This window comes from Actinoplanes sp. NPDC019969, assembly GCF_055562375.1.
The window spans coordinates 1,039,426-1,065,244 of the sequence record NZ_JBVHFK010000001.1 but is presented as its reverse complement, the minus strand read 5'-3'; the positions used below and the strand labels follow the sequence as shown (position 1 = coordinate 1,065,244).

Here is a 25,819-nt window from a genome sequence, read left to right as displayed (position 1 = left end):
GCCATCATGTGAGCCTACGTAGGCGTTCCTCGAAGAAGCTGCCGCCGTCAACGTTCACCCGTCCTGCAGCTTGTCACCGCTCACGCCGATGATCTGACCGTTGCGGTCGTAGGCCAGCAACACCGCGTCGGTGGCATTGTTCGTGCTCACCGCGAAGCGATGTGTGGTCATGCTGCGCTGGTCCACGACCGGCAACATCTTCTCCGGCTCAGACATGTCTGGTGCTGTCTGCGGAGCCGGCAGTTCCGGCCACAACGGCACGTTCACCGGCTTGGCGCCTTGCACCGGGACGTACGCCAGCCGGGCCACCTCCTGGCCGACCTGGCCCTCGATCCCGATGTCGCCGGCACCGTTGTCGCCGACGGAGAAGTTCAGCTGCAGGCCGTCCATCGCCGGCCCCGTGATGTCCGTGCAGATCCACTGGCCGTCGTGGAGACCCATGCCACCACACGGATCACTGCTGATCATCCTCGACCAGAGCGGATCGTGGGCGTTCTGTGCCGCATATACCTGCGCCATGACCGCCCGGTCATGCGTCAGCGCCAGCATTCCGGCGATGCCCGCGGCAGCGGTCGTGCAGTACAGCAACGCCGTCCGCGGCCGTCCCACCATGGCGAGACCCGGCAGCAACCGCACCCGTCCGGCCGCGGCCGACCAGAGACTGACCGCCCCGCCGCAGCACACCGCCACCGCACACAGCGCCCGCGCGTTGTCGCGCAGGAACCCGCCGGCCGGCAGGACCGCACCGACCTGCACACACATGGTGACCAGCACGATCACCCCGGCGACAATCCGGCCCCGCCGCGGCCCGGCGACCAGCAGGATCCCGGCCAGCACCGTCCAGATCTGGTGATGGGTCCACGACACCGGCGACACCGCGACCGTCGCACACCCGATCACCACCGCCGCCAGCGCTACCTGCCCGCGCCGGTGGTACTCCCGCGCGCAGAGGAACGCCACCAGGCACACCAGCCCGGCCAGCACCGCCCAGGCCGCCATGCGTTCGCCCGTGGGAATCGCGTACCGCAACAACGTGCCGTTCAGCGACTGATTGCCGGTCGACGACAGATCCCCGATACGCGAGGTGGTGAACACCGCCCGGGTCCAGAACGTCACCGACGCCGACGGCCACACCACCAAGGCCACCACCGCACACGCCACGAAGGCGGCCCCGGCCCGCACCGCGTCGCGGCGTCGGCCCACCACCCACAGGTACGGCACGAACAGCAACGGGGTCAGCTTGATCGCCGCGGCCACCCCGATCAGCACCCCGCCCGCCCGGCGCGGCAGCAATCCCAGCGCATCCACCAGCGCCAGCAGCACGACGAAAACGCTCACCTGTCCGAACCGCAGGTTGCTCTGCACCGGCGCCGACGCCAGCAGCACGCTGGCGGCCGCGAGCATCACCACCAGGAACCGCTGCCGACCGATGATGCCGTTGCGAACCGTGAGGGCCGCGGCCAGCGCCATCACCCCGACCACGGTGACCAACGTCCACCCGACCTGCACCGCTGGCTCCGGCAAGCCGCCCAGTGGCCAGAACACCAGCGCCGCGAACGGCGGATACGTGAACGGATCACCGTTCTCCGCCGCATACGAATACAGCGGCATCCCGTCACGCATCGCCCGCACCGCGCCCATATAGACATGCAGGTCAGCCAGCCGGTCATAGGCCGGCCGAGTCAACGCCGCAGCAACCGACCACACGGCCAGCACCACGAACACCGCCACCGACCCGGACAGGGCGACAACCCGCATGCGGGGCGACATCCCTGACCAAAACCGAGCCCAGGCAGACGCTGGCGCGGCCATGCCAGACCGCTCCCTCACGCCTGTCATCGTGCTGCCAGCCAGGACCCATGGACAACCGACACCGACGCTCCCCGAAACCGACCGAAATAACCGTCGAGGACGGTATCAAGACCCACCGATGCCTGAGCGCAGCCGCTTCGGGCCAGTCCCGCTGCTCGAACGATCAGTGACCGGGCGTCCCTCACTCCACAATGAAGCCGCAAGCCTCTTCTCGGTCGACGGTGACAAGGTCAATGTCGTCAACGCCTTGAAGGCCCCGATCAAGCATCACGCGATCAGGCCCAACGGCTGTTCGACTCGATTACCGCTACGCGCAAGGGCTCCACTTCGCGCTGCAGGAGCCATCATCCGACACCAGCGCGTCGACCCGCCGGAACCATCGGGCGACCGTCGGAGAATCCTGTACACGCCGACTACTCAAAGTTGTCAGGCGATGACACCATGAGGTCATGGGTTTGGAGGGCAGCCGGTCCAAGGAGAATCCGCGCCAGGTCTCCGTCATGCCGATCAAACGCGGCGTGGGCGAGAACTGGGGTCCCTATAACCCGGTGACCGACTCTGACTTCCTCCTGCCTATGGAAGAAATTCGGGACGCGGAGTCATGTGATGACGACGCTGACGACGGTGAGGCCATCTTCGAGACGACTTCGATGCTGGTCGGCGAGACTCGAGCGGAGCCGGGGCTGGCGCGGGTCCACGCGGCGGCCGTCCGACTTGAGCGGGAGGTGCGGCGCGCTGGCGACCCGGGCCGGACTGATGCGGTCCTGCTGGCCGCCTGCCACGTCGCCATCGAGTTCGTCCGAGCGGGGGAGACCGGCCTCACGCCTGCTGACCGGCTCGCGCAGGTGGAACCGCTCGTCGACACCCTCTCCACGGAGCTGGACGCCGATCTCGACGTCGCCGGGCTCTGGCCGGGAACGCGGTGGCTCGATGTGGTGTCCCCGGCGCACGGTCAGGTGTCCGTCATGGGAGCGCGAACGCTGTTTCGTCCCCACCACGTGACGGCGACGAACTCCGACGTCGTGGTGCAGGCGGACGACTGTCAGCTCGACATGGTCGAGCACTACCACCTGCGCCGCGTGTCGCTCGACTGCAAGACGTTGTACCAGGACCCCGCAGTCGTCGAAGCCTTCGTCGCGGTCATGCTGGACCCATCGGACCGCAACGTCGCCGCCTTCTCCGCCTTGTTGCGCGGACTCGTCGGCCCTCCCGCCCCGGCCGGTGACCAGACCTACCGGCGTGAGCTGACCAAGCAGGTGCCCACGCTGGCGATCAAGAACCGTGTCGTGGTTCAGGGCGACCATTCGACCACGCGGACCACGACCCGCTACCACGTCCGGGACACCGTCATCTCGCTGGCCGAATTGCTCAACGATCAGCCGGAGCTGATCCGCTCCCTGGCGAGCGCGTTCCAGCCTGGTGATCGGATCTTCGCCGGCCCCGGCCCGCTCGACGTGGTGCTCCGTGCCGTCGGGGCGCTCGATGCGTGCGACCTCCTGCGCGCCGCGAAGGGGATCGACAGCGGGCAGGCGTCCGTATCAGGATCGTTTTGGGGCATTCGCGTGGACCTCGCCGCGGCGGTCCTGGTCGGTTACGGCAACACGTTCATTCGTGACACGCAGATCCACCACACCCGGCGGGCTGGCGGCGACCTCAACAAGCTGACCGCCGCGCTCGCTGCGGCCACCGCCCTGCAGCCAGACCCCGCCCCGCCGACATCTCAACTGCACAGACCCGTCCGGCAGGATTCTCTTCCGCCGAGACCGAACCCGTTGCCACCCATCACGCCGGCGCCTGATCCTTTGGTCTCTCCCGCAACACCAGAACCCGCCCCGGCGCCCCGAGCCTCTGTCGAAGAGTCGGCCGTTGACCCTTCGCGAACCAAGCGGCCGAGGCGACGCCTGCGATTGTCGACGGCGGAGCCTGCGGAGGAGCCCGCGGAAGAGCAGGCCCCTTGGCGGTATGTCAGCTCGCCCCGCTTCTCGGAGCCCTACGGACTCGATGATCGCCACCAGGAACCGCCTTCTGCTCCGTCGATCGGTCTCTAGGGAGGTAGCGATGAAGGTTTGGCTCGCCTCGATCGGACTGGTGATCCTGCTACTCGGCGCGGGAGTGTTCTTCGCCGCCGTCGACAATTTGGGCAGGGCCGACAGTTACGCCAGCGTCGGTAGCTTCCTGCTGGCGCTAACCGTCGCGGGCGTCACTGTCGTGATGTGGCTGAAGGGCAGGGACGAGAGCGGCTCCCCGGGCAGCCGAATTGCTTTGCACAGCGGCGTGGTTATCCAAGGCGACAACACGTCCAACGACGTCACGTTCAATCAGGGCACACCGCCGCCGCAGCCGAAGCGCAAGAAGCTGCGCTGAGCCCCGGCGTCATCGCGTCGGCAGTCGCGCACGAGGGCGGCTGACCCTGGACTGCCCCGCGCCCTCGTGTAGATCGGCTCCGACACAGCCTGCTTGAGAGCCGGAACCAGGTACGACGCCGTGGAGGTCACCCCGAGGTCATGGCGGCGTTGCCGTCCGCGGCCGGAAATGGCGCTTCTTGCCCGCTTATCGGCAGGGGGTCACATCGGTGGGAGGGCAGGCTGTCAGAGTGATGTCGTAGGTTCGCCGGTACGGCTGGGAGCCGATGTGGTATCTGACGGTGATTCCCTTGAAGGTGGTCGCTTGGGCGGGAGCGGGCAGCTCGAACAGCACTTCGACGCTTTCCGATGCGGGATTGTCGTCGGCAGCGGGTGTTTCTCGCCAGTCTTGAGCTCTCGTTTGCCTGCCGCACGAGAGCCGGACGGTAGGCGTTAGAACCCAGGCCTTCGACCGGTGCGGCCGCCTCGGCCAACTGGTGCATCACGCGCCCTGGCCCCGCAACCGATCGTCCGGCCTGCCGCAACGCCATTACGGGGAGTGTGACGGACAGCGATAGGGGGATCTGTCGATGACAATAAGGTGGTGAGAAAGCTACTTCTGGCCGCTACCGGCATCGTGCTCGCCGTGACGGCCTGTGCCGGCCGGGAGGCTGAGACCGACGCTGAGCCAGGGGCCACCCCAGGCGGAAAGCCTGCTCCGCTGACAGCGGTCTCGGTGCCGCCGGTATTCCACCGCTGGAAGGGTGGCCTTCTTCCCTGCCCGACCTTGTCCTACGCCGAGTTCGGCAAGTACGGCTCGTACGGCTCACCCGACCCTGAACGCGCCGGGCCCCGTTATGCCGACCACAGCGCCTACACGGTCAGGTGCACCTATGGGGCTGGCGTGCCGGGCGACTATCCGCTGCGAAAGGTCTACCTGACACTGATGGTCCCGCCCGAGCAATCCGTGGCCGACGCGATCTGGCAGGACATGGCCTCGGAAGCCGGGCCTGTGTGGGAAGGACTGGGCGAGCATGCGTTCGAAGCTTTCTCCATGGAACCGGGCTTGGCCGTGCTGGTCGTGCGCTCGGGGAACGCCGTCCTCCACCTGGCGTTCTCCCGCAGCACCCAGGACAGCTTCTCGAAGGTGAAGGCTGCCATCCCGATCTACGTTCAGGAGTTTCTGGACTCGCTGGTGCCGGCCAGCTGACACCGCTGGCCAGGTCGCCCCGGCCACCTGGGCCGGTATGGATCCGACACCGGCGCGGGATAGCGGACGTCAGCTGCCGGCATCGATCCCTGCTCGCGCGATCAGCGAGGGACTGCGACTTCCTTGATCAGGTCGCAGCGGGTTCGTCGTCATCGTCGTCGGGAAGCGGGCTGTGCCACCAGAGGCGGAACAGGTTGTCACCGTCACCCTTCACCCGTCCTGCAGCTTGTCCCCGCTGGCTACGGTCGCGGGCAGCGACACCATTTGGTCGCGGGTTTGAACACCATGATCGTCACGTCGAGCCGGCCGACGGTCGCGAGAACCAGCACCACACCGGGCCCGATCCATCCTCGCCGTGCAGGTCAGCGTTCTGCTCAGAGGTGGTGTCGGTTCTGACGACCACGAACACCAGGGCGGGCCGAGGTGCGTTCCAAGATCACGACCAAGTGGTGTCGCTGATGGCGACCAAAGCCACCCCGCTCACGCCGATGATCTGACCATTGCGGTCGTAGGCCAGCAAGACCGCGTCGGTGGCATTGTTCGTGCTCACCGCGAAGCGGTGCGTGGTCATGCTGCGCTGGTCCACGACCGGCAACATCTTCTTCGGCGCTGACATGTCCGGCGCCGTCTGCGGCGCCGGCAGTTCCGGCCACAACGGCACATCCACCGGCTTGGCTCCTTGCACCGGGATGTACGCCAGCCGGGCCACATCCGGGCCCAATCACGGCACCCCGCCGCCGAAGCCGAAGCGCAAGAAGCGGCGCTGAGCCTCGGCGTCATCACGTCGGCAGCCGAGCACGAGGGCGGCTGACCCTGGACCGCCTCGCGCCCTCGTGTAGATCGGCGACGAGCGTAACGTCCTCAACTGTCCCTGTCCGCACCTGACTGGTTGTCGCCATCACGGCTGGAGCCGGGAACCTTCTCTCTGGCATCCATGTCGGTGCCGCCCCGGATAGTCGGCATAGTAGGTGACTATTCCCGTCGAAGGCAGTGTCAGTGATGCCAGCCTCTGTCGATACTGCTGCACCTGTGGATACCCGAGCGCGTGTATCCGGGTAAAAGCGGAACACCGGGGAACATCAGGTCGCTCACCCAGGCCGGTATTTCTGCTGACCGGGAATCTTTTCTCTTCTCCCCAGGTACGAGCAATAAATCCGCTGCTCAGCTAGGGTGCGCATCTTCTCGGTCCACAGGCTGTGCACAGCGCTGCCCACAGGCTTCACCTGGCTTGTCCACAGAGTGTCCCCAGGCTAATCCACCGTCGTGGTTGGAGCCGAGCGCGGCGGGGTGCGACTATCTCCACAGGCAGGCGACTCGCTGAACCGATAGTCGACGGAACTGATCCGCCGACAGTAGGGCTGTACCGTCTGCTGCTGTACCGCCGTGATGTGTCCCAGCGTTACCCGGTGACGAACCATGGACGTCACCGTCGACGTACCCGGTTCCGGCCCGACAGCCGGCGGCCCGGGAGGGCGCATGGGCGGTACTGCGGGACACGACCGGAACGAGGAGCATGAGGAGCACGACGCAGCTGACCCACCGCGGGATCCGAAGGACGACCCCTGGAGGAACGCGGAGATCGGGTTGCAACTGGCCGCCTTGTACTTTGCTTACAAGCAAAACGAGGGCGCCCAGCAAGTTGCCGAGGCCCTCGTCTTGATGATGCAGCTTCGCAGGCGCATCTAACTTGCTCTGCCTGGTCGCGAGGGCATAGCCCTCGGCTTGAGGCCGTGTTGGCGCACGGCCTCAAGCAGTTCCGGACCAGAGCGCAAGACTCTGTCCGGTACGTCCGGACAGCATCTTTCAGCGCAAGGGTAGACCACCCGTTGACCGCATAGCCATCATCCGGTTGCGTAACGGCACCCGGTTGCGCTGTGAGCTGGGCGTTCGCCGCGCGGCATGTGGGCCTTTCGTCGAACAGCGAAGGCAGCGGGTCTTCAGCCGTCGAGGCAGCCGGTGTCGTGGGGATCCCGGCGACGGCGGTCAGCTGCGGCAGCGTGGGGTCGGTGGTGAAGTGCCGGCGGATCAGGGCGGGGAGCAACACGGCGGCGCCGGTGGTGTCCCACAGCGCTCGGTGGGGCCGGCTGTGGGGTGCGGCGGCGGTGACGGCGGCGGTCAGATTCAACCGAGCGAGGAGATCGGTGAGGCCGAGTTTGCCCGTGATGGTGGCGGCCTTCGCGAGGCGCAGCGTGTCGATGAGGCCGGCGATGGTCATGTCGGGCAGGTGGCGGTGCAGCAGGCGCCAGTCGACGGCGATGTTGTGGCCGACGAGCCAGGCGCCGTTCAACCGAGCCCGGAGGGCGGGGCGGATGTCGTCGAGGGTGGGCTGGCCGTGCAGGGCGGTGCCGGCCAGCCCGGGTGAGATCCACGGCCGGGCGGGGATCGGCCGTTTGGGGTCGATGCCGGTGGTGTAGGCGGTGGCCATGTCCGGGTGCCCGTTGAGGATCCGGACTGCGGCAATCTCGAGGATCTGCTCCTGGTTGCGGTCTTGGGTGCCGGTGCCTTCCAGGTCGAGGGCGACCAGGGTGGCGGTGTGCCAGGGCTGGGGTTCGGTGGTCACCGCGTTCACCGTACCGGCGGTCAGTCGTCCTCGGTGCGAGCGGCGAGCGCGAAGGCGTGCCTCACCCGCTCGAGGGCGGCGGCCTGGCCGCGCTCGAGGTCGTGGCCGGTCAAAGTGTCTTACCGTGGTCTAACCGGGATGGTCATTCGTCGGGCTGCTGGGGGGGCGAGCGACACTGAGCGGAATCGGGGAAGCCATTGCGTGGGAAGGGCACCCTCGGCGCGGAGAATCTTGATGGCGTCATGTGTTGTCAGGTTGGTGTGTTGGATCGTTCGCAGCGTTCTCCAGGCGCGCTGGAGGCGTTCAAACAAATCTAGGACCTCTGTCGGCCTGACGAGGAAGACATGATCTTCGGCGACGGCAGTCGCGGCGGCGTGGACGTCGGCCTGGGGTGTGACCAGCAGAGATATGGAGTCGCCGGGGGCGGCCTGGCCGCAGGCGTCCACGTGGTAGCGGATATGTCCGCCGGCTTGCCGGACGGCGTCGGCGCCGACTTCTCCGGCCGGTTTCGCCTCGCTCTTCGCCTCCCACATGACCCACATCCGGGACCCGAATACCCAGGCGGCGTCGGGAGCAGCCGAGGCGTTGCCGTTTCCTGTGCTTTCGGAGGCGCCGGCCAGTAGGCCGAGTTCCACCAAAGCGGCTTCGTACGCTTTGGCCGGGGCGCTGCCGAGCGAAATACTGATGCGTTCCGCGGTTGGCTCGAAGGTGGTCGGCTTACCGAGAGTGGAGAGCCGGTCAAGGATCGCTGCGGCGGCGTCCTCATCAAGCGGATCGGCCTCGGCCGTGGCGCCCTGGTGTGCCGCTTCGACTGGCGCCGACAGGTACGACAGCCACTGGGTGCCCCGAGCCGCCGCTCGCGCCTTGGTGAAGTACGAGGTGCTGGCTTGGGCGTAGCTGGCGTCGCCGCTGACCGACGCGACGCGCAGGGCTACGCAGGATGCTAGGTAGGACCAGAAGGCGGCGTACCGCTGCGGCGCCTTGCCGCCGCTGAGGCCGTCGAGCACTTGAGCGATGAATTCCAAGGCCAGCCGCCATTCGCCCTGCCACAGGGCCTCCCACGCTGCGACTTCCAAGCGGGCGGTCGCCTGCAGCTCAGCCGTCCCGGCTGGCACGCGCTGGTCGAGGGAGTCCCGCAGAGCGGTGATCTCCAAGTTCAAGGAGCGCCAGTCGGCGTCCTGCCTGCCGAAGATTTCGATGTTCTCGGTCATCTCTTCCGACAGCAGCCCGATGCTGTTGTCGAGGCCGAAATCGATTTCGGCGTGTACCTCGGGACGCAACGCCGCTTGCACGTCGGACCGCGCTACATATTTGCGCAGGTCGTCGCCGAGCAGCACGACGGTTGCGAAGTCACGCGCGTTGCGGGTTGCGCGGCCCGCGCCTTGGACGATGCGTGCACGGATGCGCTCATTAAGCACCTCGGAGGCGCCAAGCGAGCTGAACAGGAAGCGCTCCTGCAGGTCGCCATTAGCCGGAAGTCCGTCGATGATCACCAGCCTGCAGTCATCGTCGGGCAAGTCGATGCCGTCGTAACGGTTGTTGAGAACCAAAGCGGCCCGGTCGAGGCTCGTGAACGCGCTCAGATCGTCTTCCACATCCTTCGCAGACAGGATGGTGAAGTCACTGGGTGTCCGACGGTCGCGGAACCTGTCGGCGGTCCGGCCGTCCGGGGTCAGCACCAACGCACGCCCATGATCGACAATGGTCTGTTTCACCCAGGGATCGACGTCCGAACGCAGTACCGACAGGTTCGTGGTGAGTTCTGGGGCGCAGAACAGCCGCCGGCCGGTGCCCTGCTTCTCCCAGCCTCGGGGGATGGGGATGCGGGTGATCTTCCGGCGGCCGAAGCTGCGTTCGAGTTCACCGCCAGCGCCGAGAGTGGCACTCATGTAGACGCGGCGTGCCGCGCTGCTGAAGGCCTCGTGCACGGCCGTCGGCGCGATGAACGGCCGTAACAGGATGCTGCGATAGGTGAGGTAGACCAGACAGCGATCGGCCTTCCCGGCGATCATGCGGTAGGCGTATCTGGCGGAGTCGCTGATGGACTTGGCTGCGGACGCTGCGAGCAGGATCTCCTCGACGGCCTCGGCATGCATAGCGACTCCGACGGGAGACGCGAGGTACACCTGGCTCGAATACTTGCCGTCCGGGCTCTCGCTGCGCAGGCGCGCGGCCACGAGGGGATCCAAGGAGTCGGCGAGCTGTTCCAGCAGGAGCTGGTAGGCGCTCTCGGCACGCGTGATTTCCAGACTCCACGGGCTGGCGACGTAGCCCTCCGCACCGTGCGCGTCGTCGAGCAGGAGCAGCTCGGCGTCGTTGAGTGCCGGGTTGCTGTTAAAGACATGCGAGTACGTACTGACCGCGATAGCGTCCGCCGAGGCATACCGGTGACGATCGGCCGGGTTCCAGTCGGCAACCTTGTTGATCAGCAGGACGGCGGGAATCCCATACAGGTCCAAGGCCGCCTTGGTCTGCCGAGCGAGTTGCCGGGTCGGGCACAGGTACGCGACACGCTCGCCGGCAATGCGCCGCTGGAACTCGCCGATGAGGCTGCCGACCAGCGTTTTGCCCGCGCCGGTCGGGAGTTCGATGGCAACGTCGGGATCGTTGCGGTGCCGACTAAACCAGGACAGGAGCACCTCGCCCTGGTGGAACCAGAGCGCTGCTGGCCCGTCATTGCCTTCAGCGAGGATGCGGTACAGGTCGACCGGATCATCGGGAGCCGCCGCACGAGGGGCCTTGCTCTTGAAAGCCATCCGAACATTCTGCCCCGCCGCGAGGCTCCGGGACCTGCCAGATTTAAGCCCGCCGTTCTTTGCCATCGAAGTGTTCTTAGCGCCCCGACGGCCGTGCGCTCCAAGTGTTGAATGGCCGGTGGGGACGATTGCTGTGGATGCGCCAGGTGAGAAGCATCCGCGCTCAAGCCTTCGACGTGGTCCGATGCAATGCTTGGCCGAGAACGCGCACTGCTTCAGCGGCCGTGCCGGACAGGCGTGCCGCAGCCTCGCCGTCCGCGACGATGCCGTTGAACCCCGTTGCTGCCACCAACGAGAGCAGTTCCTTCTGCTGGCGCGTGGTGATCCCGTCGGGCAGACCTCTCGCCCCTGACAGGTCCCGGGCACCGTAGCCATCGCCGGTAGCGATCACCGAATCGGCAGCGTGACGCAACACGTGTGCCGCCAGTGCAGGATCGACCGGGTCGGCGAGCAGCGCGACGCTGATGCCCAGCTTGGCTTGATAGGAGGCGAAGCCGCGTTCGCCGCGCCGCTGCAGGTACCGTGCGGCGACCTCGGTCAGCAGGTCGGCGGAGCCGGTTCCGTCCGGGCCGGTGCAGATCAAGTGCAGGCAGGCGGCGATGTCGCGTTCCCAGTCGTCGGCGGGCTCACTGGCCTGCAGGATCGCCTCTGCCTCGCCCTGTTTCGCGGTGAAGGCGGTGGCGATGATCGCGGCCTGTCTTCCCTCGGTCAGACGGCTTTCGATGCCGTTGTGACGGACCGCGAACCGGTGCGCGTCGTCCCATCGTCCGGCGAGGGCTAGGGCCCGTACCCCTTCGGTGAGTAGCAGCATCCGTACGAAGGCGACGAGGCTTGCGTGGTCTTCGGCGGTGCCCTCGGCAGCCGCTACGGGGGGCACCCGGCCGTCGACGGTCAGGTCGGTGCGCCTAGCGACGGCGCTGTACACCTGCTCGAGCATCTCAACGGCATGGTCTCCGTCGTGATCGCGGATGGCCAGGCGTGCCAGGTTTACGACCGGTTCGAGCATCCATCGGATCTCCAGGTAGGTGAGCGGCCGGGGCGCCTTGCGGTACACGTCGATCTGTTGCCAGCACAACGCGGCCGCCAGCGACCGCAGACGCCAGTCGCTGGCGAATAGGGCGAGCTCGTTGAGCGCGTTTGACGCGCCTCGTACCGGGCCAGGCCCGGCACCTGCGGCGCAGGCCCGGAGCCGGTCGGCCACGCCGGTGATCCGTTCGTGGACCGGCGGGCAGTCCGGGCGGGGCCGGCCGATGAGCGGGAATCTACGGATCACTTCCAGCCAGCGTGGGTGCATGGTCAGTCCTTCGGGAGAGTCGCGGCTCGGGCCGCGTGCGCGAGGACGCCTTGAACGTCGGCGGGCAGCCCGATCCGGTTCCAGTGGAAGATGACGATGTGGGCGATGACTCTGCGCAGACCGCGGTCGAGCCGCCCGGCAGTGTTGAGCTCCCGTAGCGCCCGGCCCGCGTCGGCGAACGCGGTCAGCCACGGCAGGGTGTGCTCGAGCTGGTGGCTGGCGGGGAACGTGCCGGCGGGGGCGTGGAGCATCGGTTCCAGCTTCGCGGCGAGCACGGCGACGCGGTTCCCGTCCTGGGGTTCGGGGCGCATCCGGGCGACGGTGTCGTAGACCGTCCCTGATTCGAACGGGTCGAGGCCGGCCGCGTGGTGCAGTGTCCGCAGCAGGATCAGGGATACCTCACGCCGCAGCCTTCCACCAGGTGACTGCCGTAGGTGACCGAGCAGCCCGGCGGTGTCGGCGCAGAACAGATCGTGGACGACGTCCATCGCGGCCGGGCCGCCGAACGCCGCTGTCTCCGCCTCGTACACCGATCGCCGCCAGCCGGTGAGGATCCCGGTAGCGGTGAGCTGATCAAGGATCGGAGTGATCTCCGCCGTCGCACCCCGGGCCCGGATCCTCCACTCGGGGTGTTTACGCAGGAACCACCAACCGGCACCGGTACGGTCGAGCATCGTCCCGGCCCGGTCGGTGAACGCCTGCTCCGCGGCATGGAAGTCGATGGGGGTCACGTACACCTGCACCCAGCTCTGATCATGGTGACCCTGTAATGCGCTGCTGCCCGCGGCCCTGTACACGGTGACCGCCTCGGCCAGTTCCTCGGGACTGATGCCAGCCGCAACAGCGACGGTGCGCGCGTCACGGCCAGCGAGGACCTCTTCGACCGCGGTGCTGAGCGGTGCGGGGACGCTCAGATCAGCAACAGACATGTGTCCCATCCGGTGGAAGGGGCCGCTGCGGCGGCGAGGGTGTCGTGGACGAGTCCGGCGCCGGCGTCCCCGGTAAGGAAGCTCGGGTCCCCGGAGTTACCGGGGCGTCCGGCTGCGGCTCGGCGGGTCAGGTATCCGGTCAGCAGCGACCGGGCCTTCGGGTCGGTCATGTCGGCGGCGGCCCGGAACAGGGTTTGATCCAGTCCGGCGGTGCCGTGACAGAGACCGTCGTCGGTGACCAGTCCGGCATTGGCTGGCAGAATGCACGAGTTCAAAGCATTCTCGGCGAACAACCGCCGACGGCTGTCGCCGATCGCCAGGGCCGCCAGCTGCTGCGCCCGGCTGATACCGGCAGCCCCGTAACACCAGGACGGCCGTGGCGGATGAGGATGCCAATCGGTGGCGCCGGTCTGAAGTTCCGGCAGGGTGATCCACGGCGGCCAGGCCGGGCCGATCGGTGTGTCGTACTGCCACCGGTCGAACCAGGCGAGCAGCCGGTGGATCGCGTCGAGGTCACCGGCGACCCGGTGCCCGCGCAGGATCGCCCGCGCGAGCATGGCGAGCATGCCGGCGGCCCCGTGTGCCATACCGTTGTTCCCGTGACCGCCCGGCGCCGGCACGCTCGTGTCCGGGTCGGTGCCGACCCACCAGCCGGGGACGATGGTGGATGTGTGCCGCCGGTCGTGGGTGAGCGCGACGACATGCTTGAGCACCCCCGTCAGCTCGTCGCTGCCGGGCAGGTGGTGCAGCAGATACGAGCCGAGACCGGTCATGCCGTAGAGCAGGTCGAAGTCGGTGAACGAGCCCGGAGCGGGGTTCCTCGCGGCGGCGGCCAGGCGGGCCCGGACGACGGTCAGCACGTGCTCGTCGAGCGTTGCGGTCCACTCCCGGAAGGCGGGGTGCAGCGGGGCCGCGGCGTGCAGCAGGACTCCGACGGCGGGGGCACCGTAGTAGAGGCTGGCGTGGTTCCCGCCGTCGACCGGTGCCGCTATCACCTGCCTGATCAGCCGCGCCGCCGTCCGGGGATCGCCGGTGCCGCTGCGGGCCCGCTCGACAGCCAGCAGCGCCGTCCCGGCGGGTCCGGCGGCCAGCGACTGGACCCCGGCCTGGGCGAGAGTCAACGGTGAGGCCGTCATTCTCGGCCAGCTCCGGCGAGGAGGCGAAGTGCGGCAGCCCGGGCGAGGTGGTTGGTCGCCTGCTCGGTCTCCGGGCCGACACCGATGGCGCGGACGTGATGGTCGTGCAGCAGAGTCGCCAGCATCCGGTCCGGGGTCTGCCCGACAGGAAGTAGTTCCCGGTAGCGGCGCAGCGCCGTCTCGCGGGCCTGCCAGGCAGCGACGAGCCCTGCTTCTTGCGGCAGGTCACCCAGCAGGCGCGGACCTGCCGCGAGCCTGCGGACCTGGTGGGTCAGTTCGCGTTCCACGGCCCGGGTCCGGGTGCTCAGCACGGCGAGCAGTGCCCGGAGCCCGTCGTCGGTGTGGGTGCCGTCGAACGCGGTGGCGATCCGGATCATGGATAAGGCGCACAGCACGGGGGCGGGCACACCGGCTGCGGTACCGGCGCGGATCTGCGCCGCCGCCGCGAGGGTGTCGGCGGCGAACACGGCTTCGGCCGCCTCCTCGGCCGGCCCGGTGCCGTACCGGGCGGCGTGTGGCTGGTACGGGTACAACGCCATCCGCCAAGGGAGACCTCGTGCCCTGAGCGCCGCGCAGAACCTGGCGAGCTCCGCGGTCACCAAGGCGTGGTCGTCCGGGCCGGCCAGTCGTAACGTCACCGTCAGGTGCTGCTCGTTGTGTGGGGTGATCAGGTCCCGGAACCGGCTCGCCCACCAGCGCAGCACACCCCGTCCGGTCAGGTCGCCGAGCAGGCCGGGCAGGTGGGTGGAGAGCAGCTCGTCGAATCGGGCGGGGTTCCCGGGCAGGTAGGCGTGGATCACCGTGCCGTCGCCGGCAGGTATCGGCTCGCCCGGTGCGGCCGAAACGGGCGGAGTTCTGCGCTGCGGCAGGGTCGGCCGCAGGATGGTGAGGTACTCGGCGGGCCGGGGTGGCCAGTCGTGTCCGGCGGCGGGGTCCTCGCGCAGTTCCAGAAGATCCGATCTGCGTAGGCAGCTGCGGACTGCGGCCCGGTCGGCGGCCCGGTCCAGGTCGGCGTTCTGATGCAGGTTCGCGTGGGCGAGCACGACGCGGGCTGGAACCTTCCATCGGGTCCGCCACTGGGCGAATGCCTTCTCCCACGGCTCCGGCGGGGACGGGTTGGGCAGGTCGGCGGCTGTCAGCCGCCACCGGCGGGGGGACAACACCACCGCGCCGGATCTGATGCGGGGCGTGTACGTAAGGACCCGGCCGGCGGCGCCCAGGCTCAGGGGCCCGAACTGGACACTGCGGGCCTCGGTGATCTCGGCGAGGAATCGGGCTAGGACCGGCGTCTGGGTGGTCAGCTCGAGAGCGTGGGTGATGCGGGCGACGACCCGTCGCCCGGTCGAGCGGCGTACCAGGTGGAACCGTTCCTGATCGGCGGTGACGGCGAGGTCGTCGACGCTGATGGTGGTGTGGTCACCGCTCTCACCGACAGTGATCGTGTCCGGCAGGAGCCGGCCGGTGCGGGTGATGTTGTAGTCGTGGTCCTGCCGGGGCGGGAAGGACACCAGCGCCGCGGTCGAACGGCTGTCGGTGCGGTAGGTGCGGGTGAGTGCGTCCCGGTCCGGGCCCGGCAGCAGGTACGCGAACCGGCCCGCCATGCTCGTGCACGATCGTGGCGCTCCGGTGATGTGCAGGTCGAACCGCCCGGCTGACACCGCGTCCGCGCTGTCGGCGTGTACGGAGAACCCGAGTTCGATCCGGTCGGGGAACGTCGCGGTGCCGTGGTCACCGACGGTCAATGCGCGGATGTCGTCGTCGGTCAGCCGGATCTCCTCGCGGCTGTCGAGCAGTGCCTGCTGGACCCGTGAGAGCAGATACGTGTCACGGTCGGTGACGTCCCGCCAGGATTTGCGGGCCGGGGGACCGTCGGGGTACCCGGCGGGATAGCCGAGCCCGGAGTCGGCCAGCAGTTCTCTGACCGGTACGGCGGCGCCGACGCCGTACCGCATCCGGAACCGTGCGTGGTAGTCGACCCATGCCGGTGACCCGAACGGCTCGGTGCACACCTGCAGGAGAAGGTTCGCGGCCCGGCGTGCCTCGGCGAGGACCCGTTCCGGGATCTGTGCCGGGCCGGTCAGTCGCAGGTCGACGGCCAGCACGCTGGGCGTGGGAGCGAGGGACCTCATCAGGGTGTCCAGGTCCCTGCGGAGGTCGTGTGCCTTGTCGGGGTCGGTGCACCGGTTGTGCCGGTCCAGGAGGTCTTGAACTGCGGCGAGACGGCCGATCACGGCATCGAGGTGGTCCTGCCCGGCCTCGGTCAGTAGACGGTGTAGCCGGTCGAGAGGGTCGGTGCTGGTCGTGGGCGCGTGCAGGGAGCTGATCAGGAATCCGCCGTCGGTGAGCGCGTGCAGCAGGTCCGTGACCTGCGTGGATGTTGCCCCGAGCCGTCCGCCGACCTCGTCGGCCAGCGATGAGAAGGCGATGGGCATGACCGCGGCCTCGACGGCCGCCTGAACCGCCGGGGTGTACCGCACGGACCGTTCCTTCCCGCGCTCGGCGGCGCTGCCGGGCCTGGCCCGCAGGTACAGCCTTCCGTCGCGGACCGTCGCCCTGCTGTCCGCGGTCAGCGTGAGCCGTTCCCGCAGCCGCCGGTCGCTGGCCAGCGGCTCGATGATGGCGGCCAGCCAATCCGCGTCGACCCGGGCGATCGCCTGCGGTTGCTCGCACGGCAGACGGGCCGGGCCGGCGGCGGCGACCCCTACCGCGGCGAACAGCCCGAACGGTGTCGTCCGGTGCCGCCACCGCGTCAGATAGCCCGACAGCGCCCGGGCACAGCGCCTGACCGTGTCCGCGGAACCGGTGCCGTCGAGGACTTGATTGATCCGGGTGGCCAGGTCAGGGCTGGCCAGGCCGACCGCCTCCGCAACGGCCGGGTGCGCCCACGTGTTCGCCAGCCACGTGCGGGTGCCGTCCGGATCGTCGGGGGCCGGTCCGGGAAGGTCCGGCGGGCAGGTGGTCACCCGGATCAGGACGGGACCTTCCTGCATATACCGCAGTCGCAGTCGGGGCATGGGGTTCCTCCGCGGGCTCGGTGAGGGGATGGCGGGCCCGCCCTGGGGCGAATCGGCAACCTTGTAACCGGGCGGGCCCGCCTACACGCTGGGCGGGTGTCAGTCGCGGGGGTCGTAGGCGGAGGTGGTGCAAGCGCTTCCTGAACAGGTCGAGCCGCACCCGTCGTTGGTGTTGCAGCGCTGCTGCGCGACGGGAACCGTCTCCTGGACCACTTTCAGGTCCAGGTCGAACAGATCGTCCAGGCCGGGGTCGTCCTGTGCCGCCGTGGAGGCCGACTTGAGCAGAGCGGTCGGAGCCATGGTGGGTCTCCCATCGTGAAGGGGTGTGGTTAGGCCACCTGGAGGGCCGGCGCGGCGCGCCGGCCCGGCCAGGAGATCGTGACGATGCCGTGGGACTTGTGGAGAATCGCGGCGTCGGAGGGAATAGCGGCCCGGTCGGTGTCCTGGGGCCAGTAGCCGAACGTGACGTCCGCGCTGCTGGTGCGGCCGTCGCGGTCCCAGGCGCGGGCCTGTGCGGCGAGGGTGGCCGCAGCGGTGGTGGCGTCTCGGCCGTAGGCGCGGGCGACGAATTCGTGGCGGCCGTCGGCCGGTTCCAGCGTCAGGTAGGCGATGCCGGCGTTGCGGACCACCCCGAACGGGAACCAGTGACCGCCCGGCCCGGCCATGACCTGCTTGTCTCCCTCGACCCGGCAGAAGCCGGGCATAAACCAGGCTAGCCACAGGCTCAGACTCTCGAACGACTCACCGCCGGCCACGGTCACTCCCGAGCTGGCGGTCACCGGCTCGCCGGCGAGGGCGCCGTCCAGCATGCTCATGTCGACCGGAACGTTCGAGTCGAACCGGAGTCGCATCGTGTGCCCAGCCGGGGACGGCAGGGTGAAGACTTGGTCGGCGTGTGCTTCGGCGCCCTGCAGCCCGACGAAGCCAGCCAATTCGACCGACGTGCTCATCAGGCGCCCACTGGAGCGCTGGAACGCGATGGTGCGGGTGACACCGTTCATGATCAGCGGGACGACGATGGTGGCGTCCGGGGCCAGCATGCCCAGCAGCCCCGGAGCCAGGTCCCACATGCCGACGGTCACGATGACCGCGTCGAACGGATCCTCGCCGGGGAGGCCCTGCCCCGCGTCGGCGGTGAGAACTCGCACCCGGTCGGCGTAGCCGGCCTTGTCGAGCAGCCGACGCGCCCGGCCGGTAACCTCCGCGTCGATGTCAACGCTCACCACCGTGCCGCCGGAACCGACGACCTCGGCGATGTATGCGGCGTTGAGGCCACCCGACCCGATCTCCAGGACCCGATCACCGAGTTTCAAACACGCCTGGTCCAGCATCGCGGCTTGGATGTAGGCCGCCGACACCGACGACAGGGCCACACCGTGCTCGTCACGCCGGGTCACCACGGAACGGTCGACGGCGTAGGCGTCGTCGAGGGATACCTCGTCGGGCAGGAACACCTCGCGAGGTACGGCCAAAACGGCCCCGGCGACCGCGTCGGTACGTACCCAGCCGTTCTCGCGCAGTTCGGCGACGAGCGCCACCCGGCGCGCCTCGGATGTCTCCGGGGAGTCTGTCGTGGTCAAGGCTGCTCTCTTTCACAGAATTGGTGCCGCTCAGGTGATCCGACTACGGCTCTGCGGGCGCTCGCCCGGCGTAACTAACGCAGCCAGCATCACCACGTCGTGTCGCGAGCCAGAAGCTCTCTGCAGCTTCGCCGGACGACACCGGAGCGCGCTATGCCGACCTGTGAATAGCCGTCATGCGCGATCCGCGTGAGAGCGGCGCACGGAAGGCGATGGCTACTGTGCGGACATGACGGCGAAGCCGATGCGGGCGAGTGAGTGGACGATCCACGGAGAGCGCATCATCGATGACACTCGTCGCGCGGTGCTGAGCATCGCTGACGTGGAGCTACCCGACGGCATGCGGTTCGAGCAGTACGTTCTCCGCGTTCCGAGCGCCGCCATGGTCATCGTCATCGACGATGAGCAGCGTGTTCTGATGCTGTGGCGCCATCGATTCATCCTGAACCGCTGGGTCTGGGAGCTGCCCGGAGGCTACCTCGACCCGGCCGAGGAGCCCATGGACTGCGCTGCCCGGGAGGTGGAAGAGGAGACCGGCTGGCGTCCCCGCAGCATGGAAAGGCTGCTCAGCTTCCAACCCATGGTCGGCACCATCGACCAGGAGAACGCCATCTATCTGTCCCGAGGAGCCGACTTCACCGGCGCAACCCCTGACATCAACGAGGCCGAGAGCATCGGTTGGATCCACCTCGAAGAGGCCCAGCAGTACATCGCCGACGGCGTGATCGTTGGCGCCGGATCAGTATCCGGCCTACTGGCGGTTCTCTTACTGAAGGCGACCGGCAAGCTTTAAAAACATGTCGTGCTGCGATCGAGGGGCCGGCCGAAGGTGGTCTGCGCGATCAGAGGATGCGCCAGCCGGTCAGTTCATACCGTCCCTCATGTAGACCCGCGATGCGACGGTGCACCTCATCCGCCGCAGGCGTGCCCGGCAGCGATTTTCGGGCGTTGGTGGCGATCATCTGTAGTTCTCTGAGCCGGCACAGGTCCTCGAACTCGTCCCAGGTCCCCGGGTCCCAACCATAGGCGGCGACGAACGCCGTGAAGCCCGCGTCATTGCCGAACCGGCGGCAGTGGACGGCGACGGTGGCGACATCCCAGACGCGGTCACCGATCCGTGCGCCGTCCCAGTCGGCGAGGACGGCGATGCCGTCCTCGCGGCGCAGGGCGTTCCGGACCTGGGGGTCGGACTGGATCAGGCCCCAGCCCACGGGGGAACTCAACCTCTGAAACTCGGTGGCGAAGCCGTCGAGGCGTTCGGTCAGGAGATGGCGTTCGCCGTCGGTGAGGATGGCTGACGTGCCGATGGAGCGCCGGATCCCCGCGATGGGGTCGAGCTGGGGTAACGGCACCGGCGGGACGTCGAACTGGTGAAGCCGATGAAGCAGACCGCCCAGCTCACCGGTGGAGACCGGCCGGGCGATCGCGCCGTCGAGCCTTTCCCACACGGTGACACCGAAGCCGTCGACGATGAATGGCTGCTCGACACCGGGTGCCAGTCGAACGGTCGGGAATCCGGCATTGCTGAGCCACTGCACGAGACCGACAACGGTGCGCAGCGAGTCGACGTCTTGGTCCGGCCTGGCGATCTTCACGACGACGTCGTCAACGGCATACACCGCATTGGTGTGATGCCGCAGCAAGATCGCTTCCTCGGCGGAACGGTCGAGGAGACGGCATACCTCACGGAGTACAGGCCGAGTCCGCTGCTCAACGAACATGAACGCTCCTACCCGTTGATGGCGCTCTGCCCTCCCGCCAACGATCGGGTATGCCGGCGGCACTCACGAAGATAGCCGTCGAGGTCACCCAGCGGCCCGCGCCGCTCGACGACTGGAACCGCGGTCACGATCTCCTGAGCTCGCGCCAGAATAATCTCCGTACGCTGTGGCGCTGGAAGGCCTGCGACCGCTTCCAGCGCCACGGTCGCCGCCTCATCGACTCGTTCGTCCTGCACCAGGCACCGTGCCCGGTCCAGCAGGATCAGGGAGGGATCGATGGACCAGGTGCTGCTCGTCCTGTAGAGGGCGAGCGCTTCGTCTTGAAGGCGATACCCGGTCCGTGTATCCGCCATCCCGGTGGCGGCACCCCCGAGATAGAAGAGGAACCGCTTAACGGTGAAGCAGAACGCGGCATCGCTGTCATCGCCGCCGACCTCGTCGAACAGAGCGCGTGCCACCTTCACCGCATCTCGAGCGGCGTCAGCGTCACCGATCCGGGCCAACGCACGGGCCCGACTGGCTGCCGCTAAAGCACTGGACCGGCAGGGCTTAGACGACATCGCCAATGCCTCGTCAGTGAGTTCTACCGTCTCTCGCGGATCGCCGAAGTAGTACGGCAGCATCGCTGCCTGAGCGCGGACGAGTACGCCGAGAGAAGGCCGTTCGCTGTCGTCTGCCGCGAGCATCGCGGTGCGATACCACAGCCGGGCATCCGTCGTTTCTCCCATTCGCATCAATGCGTCTGCGCACAGCGTTGCTAGAAGGGCCGCGCAACTGGACAAACGTGCTTGGACTGAGGCCGGCTGACGCCGTCTGGACAGAGCGGTGACCTCGGTGCACTCTGCGGCGATCCGCTCGATCATGAGCGACGGCGGCGTGGCCGGATAGTCCCGAACATGGCCACGAGTCGATGCCTCGATCAACTCCATCTGACGCGGTGAGACGCTGGAAGCGGCCAGCGCCTCGTCAAGCTGCATACGCAGCGAAGCCAGCCCGCCGAACAACACACCACTGCCAGCCTCGGGCGGGCGCACCTCTCGCGTATTCGCGCTGATGCGGCACATGAGCGACCGGCCATCTGGAGTGGCCGAAAGCTCGGCATCCACGTCCCGCGCCACCCCGACCCCAGTCACCGTTGATGTCGCTGTGGCGGCCGCCTCGCTCACCGGTGCCTTGTCTGCGTCCGGCATCGAGAACCACAACAGTTCCTCCGGGATGCCCAGGAGCCGAGCCCAGAATTGGAGCCTGTCCAGCTGCTTATCAGAGACTCCTGTCTCATACCGGCTGATCTGTGCTTGGCTCATGCTGGCCCAATGTCCGATCGTTTCTTGGGAGATCGGTGCACCGTGATCGGGATGACGGCGGTACGCGGCGAGAATCTTGCCCATGTGCCGTTCAGCCGCCGCAGCTCGAATATCGCGATGCCGCCAGAAGGCGGCGGTCGTCGGGATCGGCCCCTGCAGGCGCAGTACCGCCGCCGGCCGGCACGCCGCACAATGTCCACTCGAGTTGTCAGCGGCGAGCGGCCTTCTGCACCGGGCGCATCGACGGCTGGCGGTGGTCATACGACTCCTCCGTTCGGCGACCCCGATGTCCACAGAGTGGGCGGATAGTACCGCACCGTTAATTGATCAACGGCAATAGCACTCGCCGTATCCGGCATTCCGGCACCCCGAATGAGTGACTATTCTCGAAGTGCCGGCCGCTTCGGATCAGTAGCTGTCCGTCGATGCCAGCGATCCCGACCCCGCAGTGCAGCTGAGGCTGGCTGTTTCCACACCAGGCGAGGAACGTCGACGCCACGGACCAACCCGGTAAGCCGCTACGCCGCCTCGCGCGGGATGAGGTTGGCGGCGGCGTCTGCGTTCGGGCGCCGGAGTTCGAGGATGACGGAGGTGTAGGTGTCGGAGGTGAGGCCGATGGTGGAGTGGCCGAGGACCTCTTGGATCTCTTTCATGTCGGCGCCGCCGTGGCGGAGGTAGGTGGCGGCGCAGTGGCGTAGGTCGTGCAGGCGTACCGGGGGTAGTCCGCTGGCTTTGACGAGGTAGTCGAAGCGGCCGCTGATGGCTTGGGGGTGCCAGGGTTGGCCGTTGGGGCGGACGAAGAAGAGGCCGGTGTTGGGCCAGGTGTCGCCGCTGACCTGTTGCCAGCGGTTGCGCATGTCGAGGTAGGCGGTGAGTCCGGCGACGGTGGTGGGGCCGAGGGGGATGATCCGGTCCCCGGCTTTGCTTTTGACTTCGCGGGTGACGGGGGTGTAGCCGACGGAGGTGATCTGTTGGACGACGTTGAGGTAGGCCTCGTCCAGGTCGACGTCGAAGTCGCGGAGGCCGATGGCTTCGCCGCGGCGTAGGCCTCGGTGCAGGATCAGTTCGAAGAGCGGGTAGAGCACGGCGTCGTGTTTCTGGGCGTAGTCGAGGAATTGGCCGGCTTGTTCGGGTCGCCACACCATCACCGGGCTGGGCCGTTGTCCGGTGGTCTTCCACTGCTCGACGGCTTTGGGTGTCCAGACGCGGGCTTTCGGGCGGGCGCCGGGTTCGAGTTCGATGCCGAGGGCGGGGTTGTGGGGGATGAGCCGGGAGCGGCGGACGGCGTCGTTGAGGGCAGCCCGCAGGGTGGCGTACAGCCGGACCATGCTTGTGGGGCCCATCGGCCGGACGCCGCGGACCTTCGCGCGGACGACAGGGTCGTCGCTGGCGCGCGCGGTGCGGATCTGGGCGTTGCGTTGGTCGATGGCGGTGAACATGGCCTGGATGTGGCTGGTCCGCAAGTTCTGGAGCGGGATGTCGCCGAGGTGCGGGATCAGGTGGGAGCGGATGTGGTCGCCGTAGGAGAGGAGGGTGTTGGGTGACAGGCCGCGCCGTCCGGCGAGCCAGTCGGTGAGGTACTGGCCGGTGGTGGTCGGTACGTTGGCGGGTACTCCGGCGCGGACGCGGGCGGCGACGGTGTCGCGGTCGGGCAGGGGGGTGCCGTTCTTGCAGGCCTGGAGCAGGTCGCCGATCTGTATGGCGAGGCCGCTGTCGCCTGCTGCGAGGGCGAGCAGTGAGCGGGCGTGGTCGAGTTCGGTGAGGGTGGCGTCTCGGTCGTCGAAGCCGCTGCGGCGCAGGACTCGCCGGCTGCGTCCGGGGAGGACGGGTAGTTCGAGTTGGTAGCCCCACGTGCCGTGGGTGGTGCTCCAGGACCCGCCGGTACGGCGGAGTTTCGGGCAGCCGCTGTTGAGTCGTTTCCCGGTGGCCGGGTCTTTGCAGCCGCATCGTTTGGTGATGGAACCCGCGCTGGTCATGGTTCTCCTAAGTTCGTGTGGTCGTCGACGGCGGTCGTTCTGATTGCGCCGTGGTGATCCACGCTCGACGGCGCCGATGAGGTCAAGTCGGATGCCGCAGTGATGCCGAGGGCGGTGAGGATGCCCGCGACGGGGACGCGGTAGCGGGTGCCGGCGCGGATCACCGGCGCCGGAAACTCCCCGATACGGGCGAGGTCGTAGGCCAGGGACCGGCCGAGCCCGAAGATCCGGCCAGCGGTCGGCAAGTCGGTGACGGCGCCGAGACCACGGATCCGTTCCGCGGTCCACACCTCGCCGGCACCACGGTCGCGGGTCGCGGGGTCGGGGCTGGGGGTGGTGTTCACGGTGAAGGGTGCTCCTGTCGTAGAAGACGGCCGACGAACGCCTCCCCGGAAGACAGTCGCCGGGGCACGAAGAGGCGCGGACACCCTCAAACCGGCCGCTGTCAGTCCTGGCGAACACCCGCCGGTCTAACAGCTTTCTGACAGCAGCGGACAGAACCCTGACAGCGCAGGCCAAAACCTTGATCACAACGGTGTCGGCGCCTTCTAGGGGCGGTCACCGCCGCCGCTACAGGGCGTTGCGGCAGCGTTGTCAGACAGGCACGGGGAAGCCGTTGCCAGATCGAGCGATCAACGCTTCAATCGATCCCGTTTCCTTACGGCGTAGCGCTGGCCTGCACTGTCAGACGTCCTCGCCGCCTGTCAGAACTCCGTTAGACCGGCAAGTGTTCGCCACAGCTGACACCGCCCGTTTTGAACGTGGAGCCATTCGGCAGCTCCGTCCCGAGCACCCGAGAGACCGGTGACCAGCCGGGAGAGCGCGGACGCCGCCGCGGTTCCCGCCGGCCCCGCTCGGAGGCCTCCAGCCGGCCAAAGCGGCGCTGGGCGGTAGCCGCTGCGGCGTGCGTGCCGCTGTTGAGCCTGAAGCCGCCGTGCGTCAAACAGACCAGGACCCGGTGGCACGGCTCCGCCCGCTAGCGGCAGGCCCCGCGCCGGGCACCGCACTATCCCGGGCCACTTCCCGGAGATCGAGGAGAAGATCGTTGCTGTCCACGTACTCGCCTGGGGCGACGGTTCGGATGTCAGTTCGGACGTCAGACTTGCCGTCAGGGTTGACGTCAGTCTTCAACCGGACCCCCGAACCGACCCCCACGCCGTCCCCACCGTGCAGGTCAAGGTGGCTGTCACCGCCAGGGGCGTGTGCTCCGACAGACCCTGCAATCGTTCGGGCCTCCCCGGGGGTACAGCATGGATGATCCTGTCTTGCGGGTGCAGTCCCAGCTCACCTCCCGCGACCGTGTCCTGCTGAGCTGGCTCTACGACCACGGCGTCCTCACCACACCTCAGGTGGCCAGGGCCCTGTTCCCGTCGCTGGACTTCTGCCAGCGACGGTTGCGCACCCTGCACCAGCTACGGCTGATAGCCAGGTTCCGGCCCCAACGCGCCGACGGCGGCTCCTACCCGTACCACTGGCTCATCGACCAGCTCGGCGCCGAAGTCGTCGCCGCCGCCCGCGACGAACGGCCACCCCGCCGCGACCACGCCCGGCTCGAACGCCGCCGCTGGACCTCCACCCGCACCCTCACCCACCGGCTCGGCGTCAACCAGTTCTTCACCGACCTCGCCGGCCACGCCCGCACCCATCCCGGCGCCGAACTCCAGCAGTGGATTCCCGAAGCCGCCTGCCAGCGAGCAGGCACCTTCACCACCGACGACGACCCGGCGCTGGTACGCGCCTACGAGCCCTCAGTACGCCCCGACGGGTACGGGATCTGGATCGAAGGCGGCCTGCAGACGCCCTTCTTCCTCGAGTACGACACTGGTACCGAACAACTCAGTGTCCTGACCGCCAAGCTCATCGGCTATGGCCGGTTCTTCACGACCATCAACCGGTCCTGGCCGGTGCTGTTCTGGCTGCACTCGGCGGCCCGGGAACGCAATTTGCGTCAACGCCTGGCTGAGGTGCCCCCTCTCTACCCGGTCGCCACCGGAGTACGGGGGAACGCCACAGATACCTCGGTGTGCCCAGCGGAGCCGGTCTGGACCAGTGTCGGAGGGAGTCGGCCCCGCAGCTTGGTCGATCTTTCGGTGGACTCTGGCTAGACGCATGTGCCTACCAGGATTCGAGGGGTAAGCCAGTCGCCCGGCGCGGAACCCGGCACACGCTGGAACAGATCGCCGCC

At 68.0% G+C, this 25,819-nt stretch carries 19 protein-coding genes; 5 read left to right on the top strand and 14 right to left on the bottom strand.

Going from position 1 to position 25,819, the window contains the following annotated elements; translation table 11 throughout:
* Nucleotides 1-54 precede the first annotated feature (54 nt).
* On the bottom strand, nucleotides 55-1,758 hold the full coding sequence (locus tag ACZ3II_RS05040) for a glycosyltransferase 87 family protein (protein WP_465516293.1): 1,704 nt from the start codon (nucleotides 1,756-1,758) through the stop codon (nucleotides 55-57).
* 503 nt (nucleotides 1,759-2,261) lie between these two features.
* On the opposite strand from ACZ3II_RS05040, the gene ACZ3II_RS05035 reads away from it, so the two are divergent.
* From ACZ3II_RS05035 to ACZ3II_RS05025, 3 genes are all read left to right on the top strand, one after another.
* On the top strand, nucleotides 2,262-3,860 hold the full coding sequence (locus tag ACZ3II_RS05035) for a hypothetical protein (RefSeq protein WP_465516292.1): 1,599 nt from the start codon (nucleotides 2,262-2,264) through the stop codon (nucleotides 3,858-3,860).
* 10 nt (nucleotides 3,861-3,870) lie between these two features.
* Nucleotides 3,871-4,176, top strand: coding sequence for a hypothetical protein (locus tag ACZ3II_RS05030; protein ID WP_465516291.1), 306 nt, complete (start codon nucleotides 3,871-3,873; stop codon nucleotides 4,174-4,176).
* Nucleotides 4,177-4,758: 582 nt separating this feature from the next.
* Nucleotides 4,759-5,364 carry a hypothetical protein gene (locus ACZ3II_RS05025; RefSeq protein WP_465516290.1) on the top strand — a complete coding sequence of 202 codons (606 nt, stop codon included), beginning with the start codon at nucleotides 4,759-4,761 and terminating at the stop codon, nucleotides 5,362-5,364.
* A 436-nt stretch (nucleotides 5,365-5,800) separates the two neighbouring features.
* Here the strand turns inward: ACZ3II_RS05025 and ACZ3II_RS05020 are convergent, their stop codons facing one another.
* From ACZ3II_RS05020 to fxlM, 9 genes are all read right to left on the bottom strand, one after another.
* Nucleotides 5,801-6,031 carry a hypothetical protein gene (locus tag ACZ3II_RS05020; protein ID WP_465516289.1) on the bottom strand — a complete coding sequence of 77 codons (231 nt, stop codon included), beginning with the start codon at nucleotides 6,029-6,031 and terminating at the stop codon, nucleotides 5,801-5,803.
* A 756-nt stretch (nucleotides 6,032-6,787) separates the two neighbouring features.
* Nucleotides 6,788-7,924, bottom strand: coding sequence for a 3'-5' exonuclease (locus ACZ3II_RS05015; protein WP_465516288.1), 1,137 nt, complete (start codon nucleotides 7,922-7,924; stop codon nucleotides 6,788-6,790).
* Nucleotides 7,925-8,043: 119 nt separating this feature from the next.
* The gene (locus ACZ3II_RS05010) at nucleotides 8,044-10,680 is read right to left on the bottom strand and encodes a DEAD/DEAH box helicase (RefSeq protein WP_465516287.1); all 2,637 of its coding nucleotides are present in this window, start codon (nucleotides 10,678-10,680) and stop codon (nucleotides 8,044-8,046) included.
* Between the two features lie 163 nt (nucleotides 10,681-10,843).
* Nucleotides 10,844-11,974, bottom strand: coding sequence for a hypothetical protein (locus ACZ3II_RS05005; RefSeq protein WP_465516286.1), 1,131 nt, complete (start codon nucleotides 11,972-11,974; stop codon nucleotides 10,844-10,846).
* A 2-nt stretch (nucleotides 11,975-11,976) separates the two neighbouring features.
* A complete protein-coding gene (locus tag ACZ3II_RS05000; RefSeq protein WP_465516285.1) occupies nucleotides 11,977-12,903 on the bottom strand; it encodes a thiopeptide-type bacteriocin biosynthesis protein in 927 nt (308 codons plus the stop codon).
* Nucleotides 12,885-14,039 carry a lanthionine synthetase C family protein gene (locus ACZ3II_RS04995; RefSeq protein WP_465516284.1) on the bottom strand — a complete coding sequence of 385 codons (1,155 nt, stop codon included), beginning with the start codon at nucleotides 14,037-14,039 and terminating at the stop codon, nucleotides 12,885-12,887. Before ACZ3II_RS04995 ends, ACZ3II_RS05000 begins: the two co-directional genes overlap by 19 nt.
* The gene (locus ACZ3II_RS04990; protein WP_465516283.1) at nucleotides 14,036-17,053 is read right to left on the bottom strand and encodes a lantibiotic dehydratase; all 3,018 of its coding nucleotides are present in this window, start codon (nucleotides 17,051-17,053) and stop codon (nucleotides 14,036-14,038) included. The genes ACZ3II_RS04995 and ACZ3II_RS04990 overlap by 4 nt, the downstream gene beginning before the upstream one ends.
* A 99-nt stretch (nucleotides 17,054-17,152) precedes the next feature.
* On the bottom strand, nucleotides 17,153-17,353 hold the full coding sequence (fxlA, locus tag ACZ3II_RS04985; RefSeq protein WP_465516282.1) for an FxLD family lanthipeptide: 201 nt from the start codon (nucleotides 17,351-17,353) through the stop codon (nucleotides 17,153-17,155).
* A gap of 29 nt (nucleotides 17,354-17,382) precedes the next feature.
* Nucleotides 17,383-18,633 (bottom strand): methyltransferase, FxLD system, encoded by a 1,251-nt coding sequence (gene fxlM, locus ACZ3II_RS04980; protein ID WP_465516281.1) that lies wholly within the window; start codon nucleotides 18,631-18,633, stop codon nucleotides 17,383-17,385.
* 229 nt (nucleotides 18,634-18,862) lie between these two features.
* Here fxlM and ACZ3II_RS04975 point away from each other — a divergent pair, with 229 nt between their 5' ends.
* On the top strand, nucleotides 18,863-19,426 hold the full coding sequence (locus ACZ3II_RS04975) for an NUDIX hydrolase (protein WP_465516280.1): 564 nt from the start codon (nucleotides 18,863-18,865) through the stop codon (nucleotides 19,424-19,426).
* A 49-nt stretch (nucleotides 19,427-19,475) separates the two neighbouring features.
* Here ACZ3II_RS04975 and ACZ3II_RS04970 read toward each other — a convergent pair whose 3' ends face one another.
* The 4 genes from ACZ3II_RS04970 to ACZ3II_RS04955 all read right to left on the bottom strand — a co-directional run bounded on the left by ACZ3II_RS04970 (nucleotide 19,476) and on the right by ACZ3II_RS04955 (nucleotide 23,924).
* Nucleotides 19,476-20,354, bottom strand: a complete 879-nt coding sequence (locus ACZ3II_RS04970; RefSeq protein WP_465516279.1) for a phosphotransferase enzyme family protein — start codon at nucleotides 20,352-20,354, stop codon at nucleotides 19,476-19,478.
* 8 nt (nucleotides 20,355-20,362) lie between these two features.
* Nucleotides 20,363-21,742, bottom strand: coding sequence for a helix-turn-helix domain-containing protein (locus tag ACZ3II_RS04965; RefSeq protein WP_465516278.1), 1,380 nt, complete (start codon nucleotides 21,740-21,742; stop codon nucleotides 20,363-20,365).
* A 434-nt stretch (nucleotides 21,743-22,176) separates the two neighbouring features.
* A complete protein-coding gene (locus ACZ3II_RS04960; RefSeq protein ID WP_465516277.1) occupies nucleotides 22,177-23,634 on the bottom strand; it encodes a tyrosine-type recombinase/integrase in 1,458 nt (485 codons plus the stop codon).
* On the bottom strand, nucleotides 23,631-23,924 hold the full coding sequence (locus ACZ3II_RS04955) for a DNA-binding protein (RefSeq protein ID WP_465516276.1): 294 nt from the start codon (nucleotides 23,922-23,924) through the stop codon (nucleotides 23,631-23,633). The genes ACZ3II_RS04960 and ACZ3II_RS04955 overlap by 4 nt, the downstream gene beginning before the upstream one ends.
* Nucleotides 23,925-24,884: 960 nt before the next feature.
* Here ACZ3II_RS04955 and ACZ3II_RS04950 point away from each other — a divergent pair.
* Nucleotides 24,885-25,739 carry a replication-relaxation family protein gene (locus tag ACZ3II_RS04950; protein WP_465516275.1) on the top strand — a complete coding sequence of 285 codons (855 nt, stop codon included), beginning with the start codon at nucleotides 24,885-24,887 and terminating at the stop codon, nucleotides 25,737-25,739.
* Nucleotides 25,740-25,819: the final 80 nt, after the last annotated feature.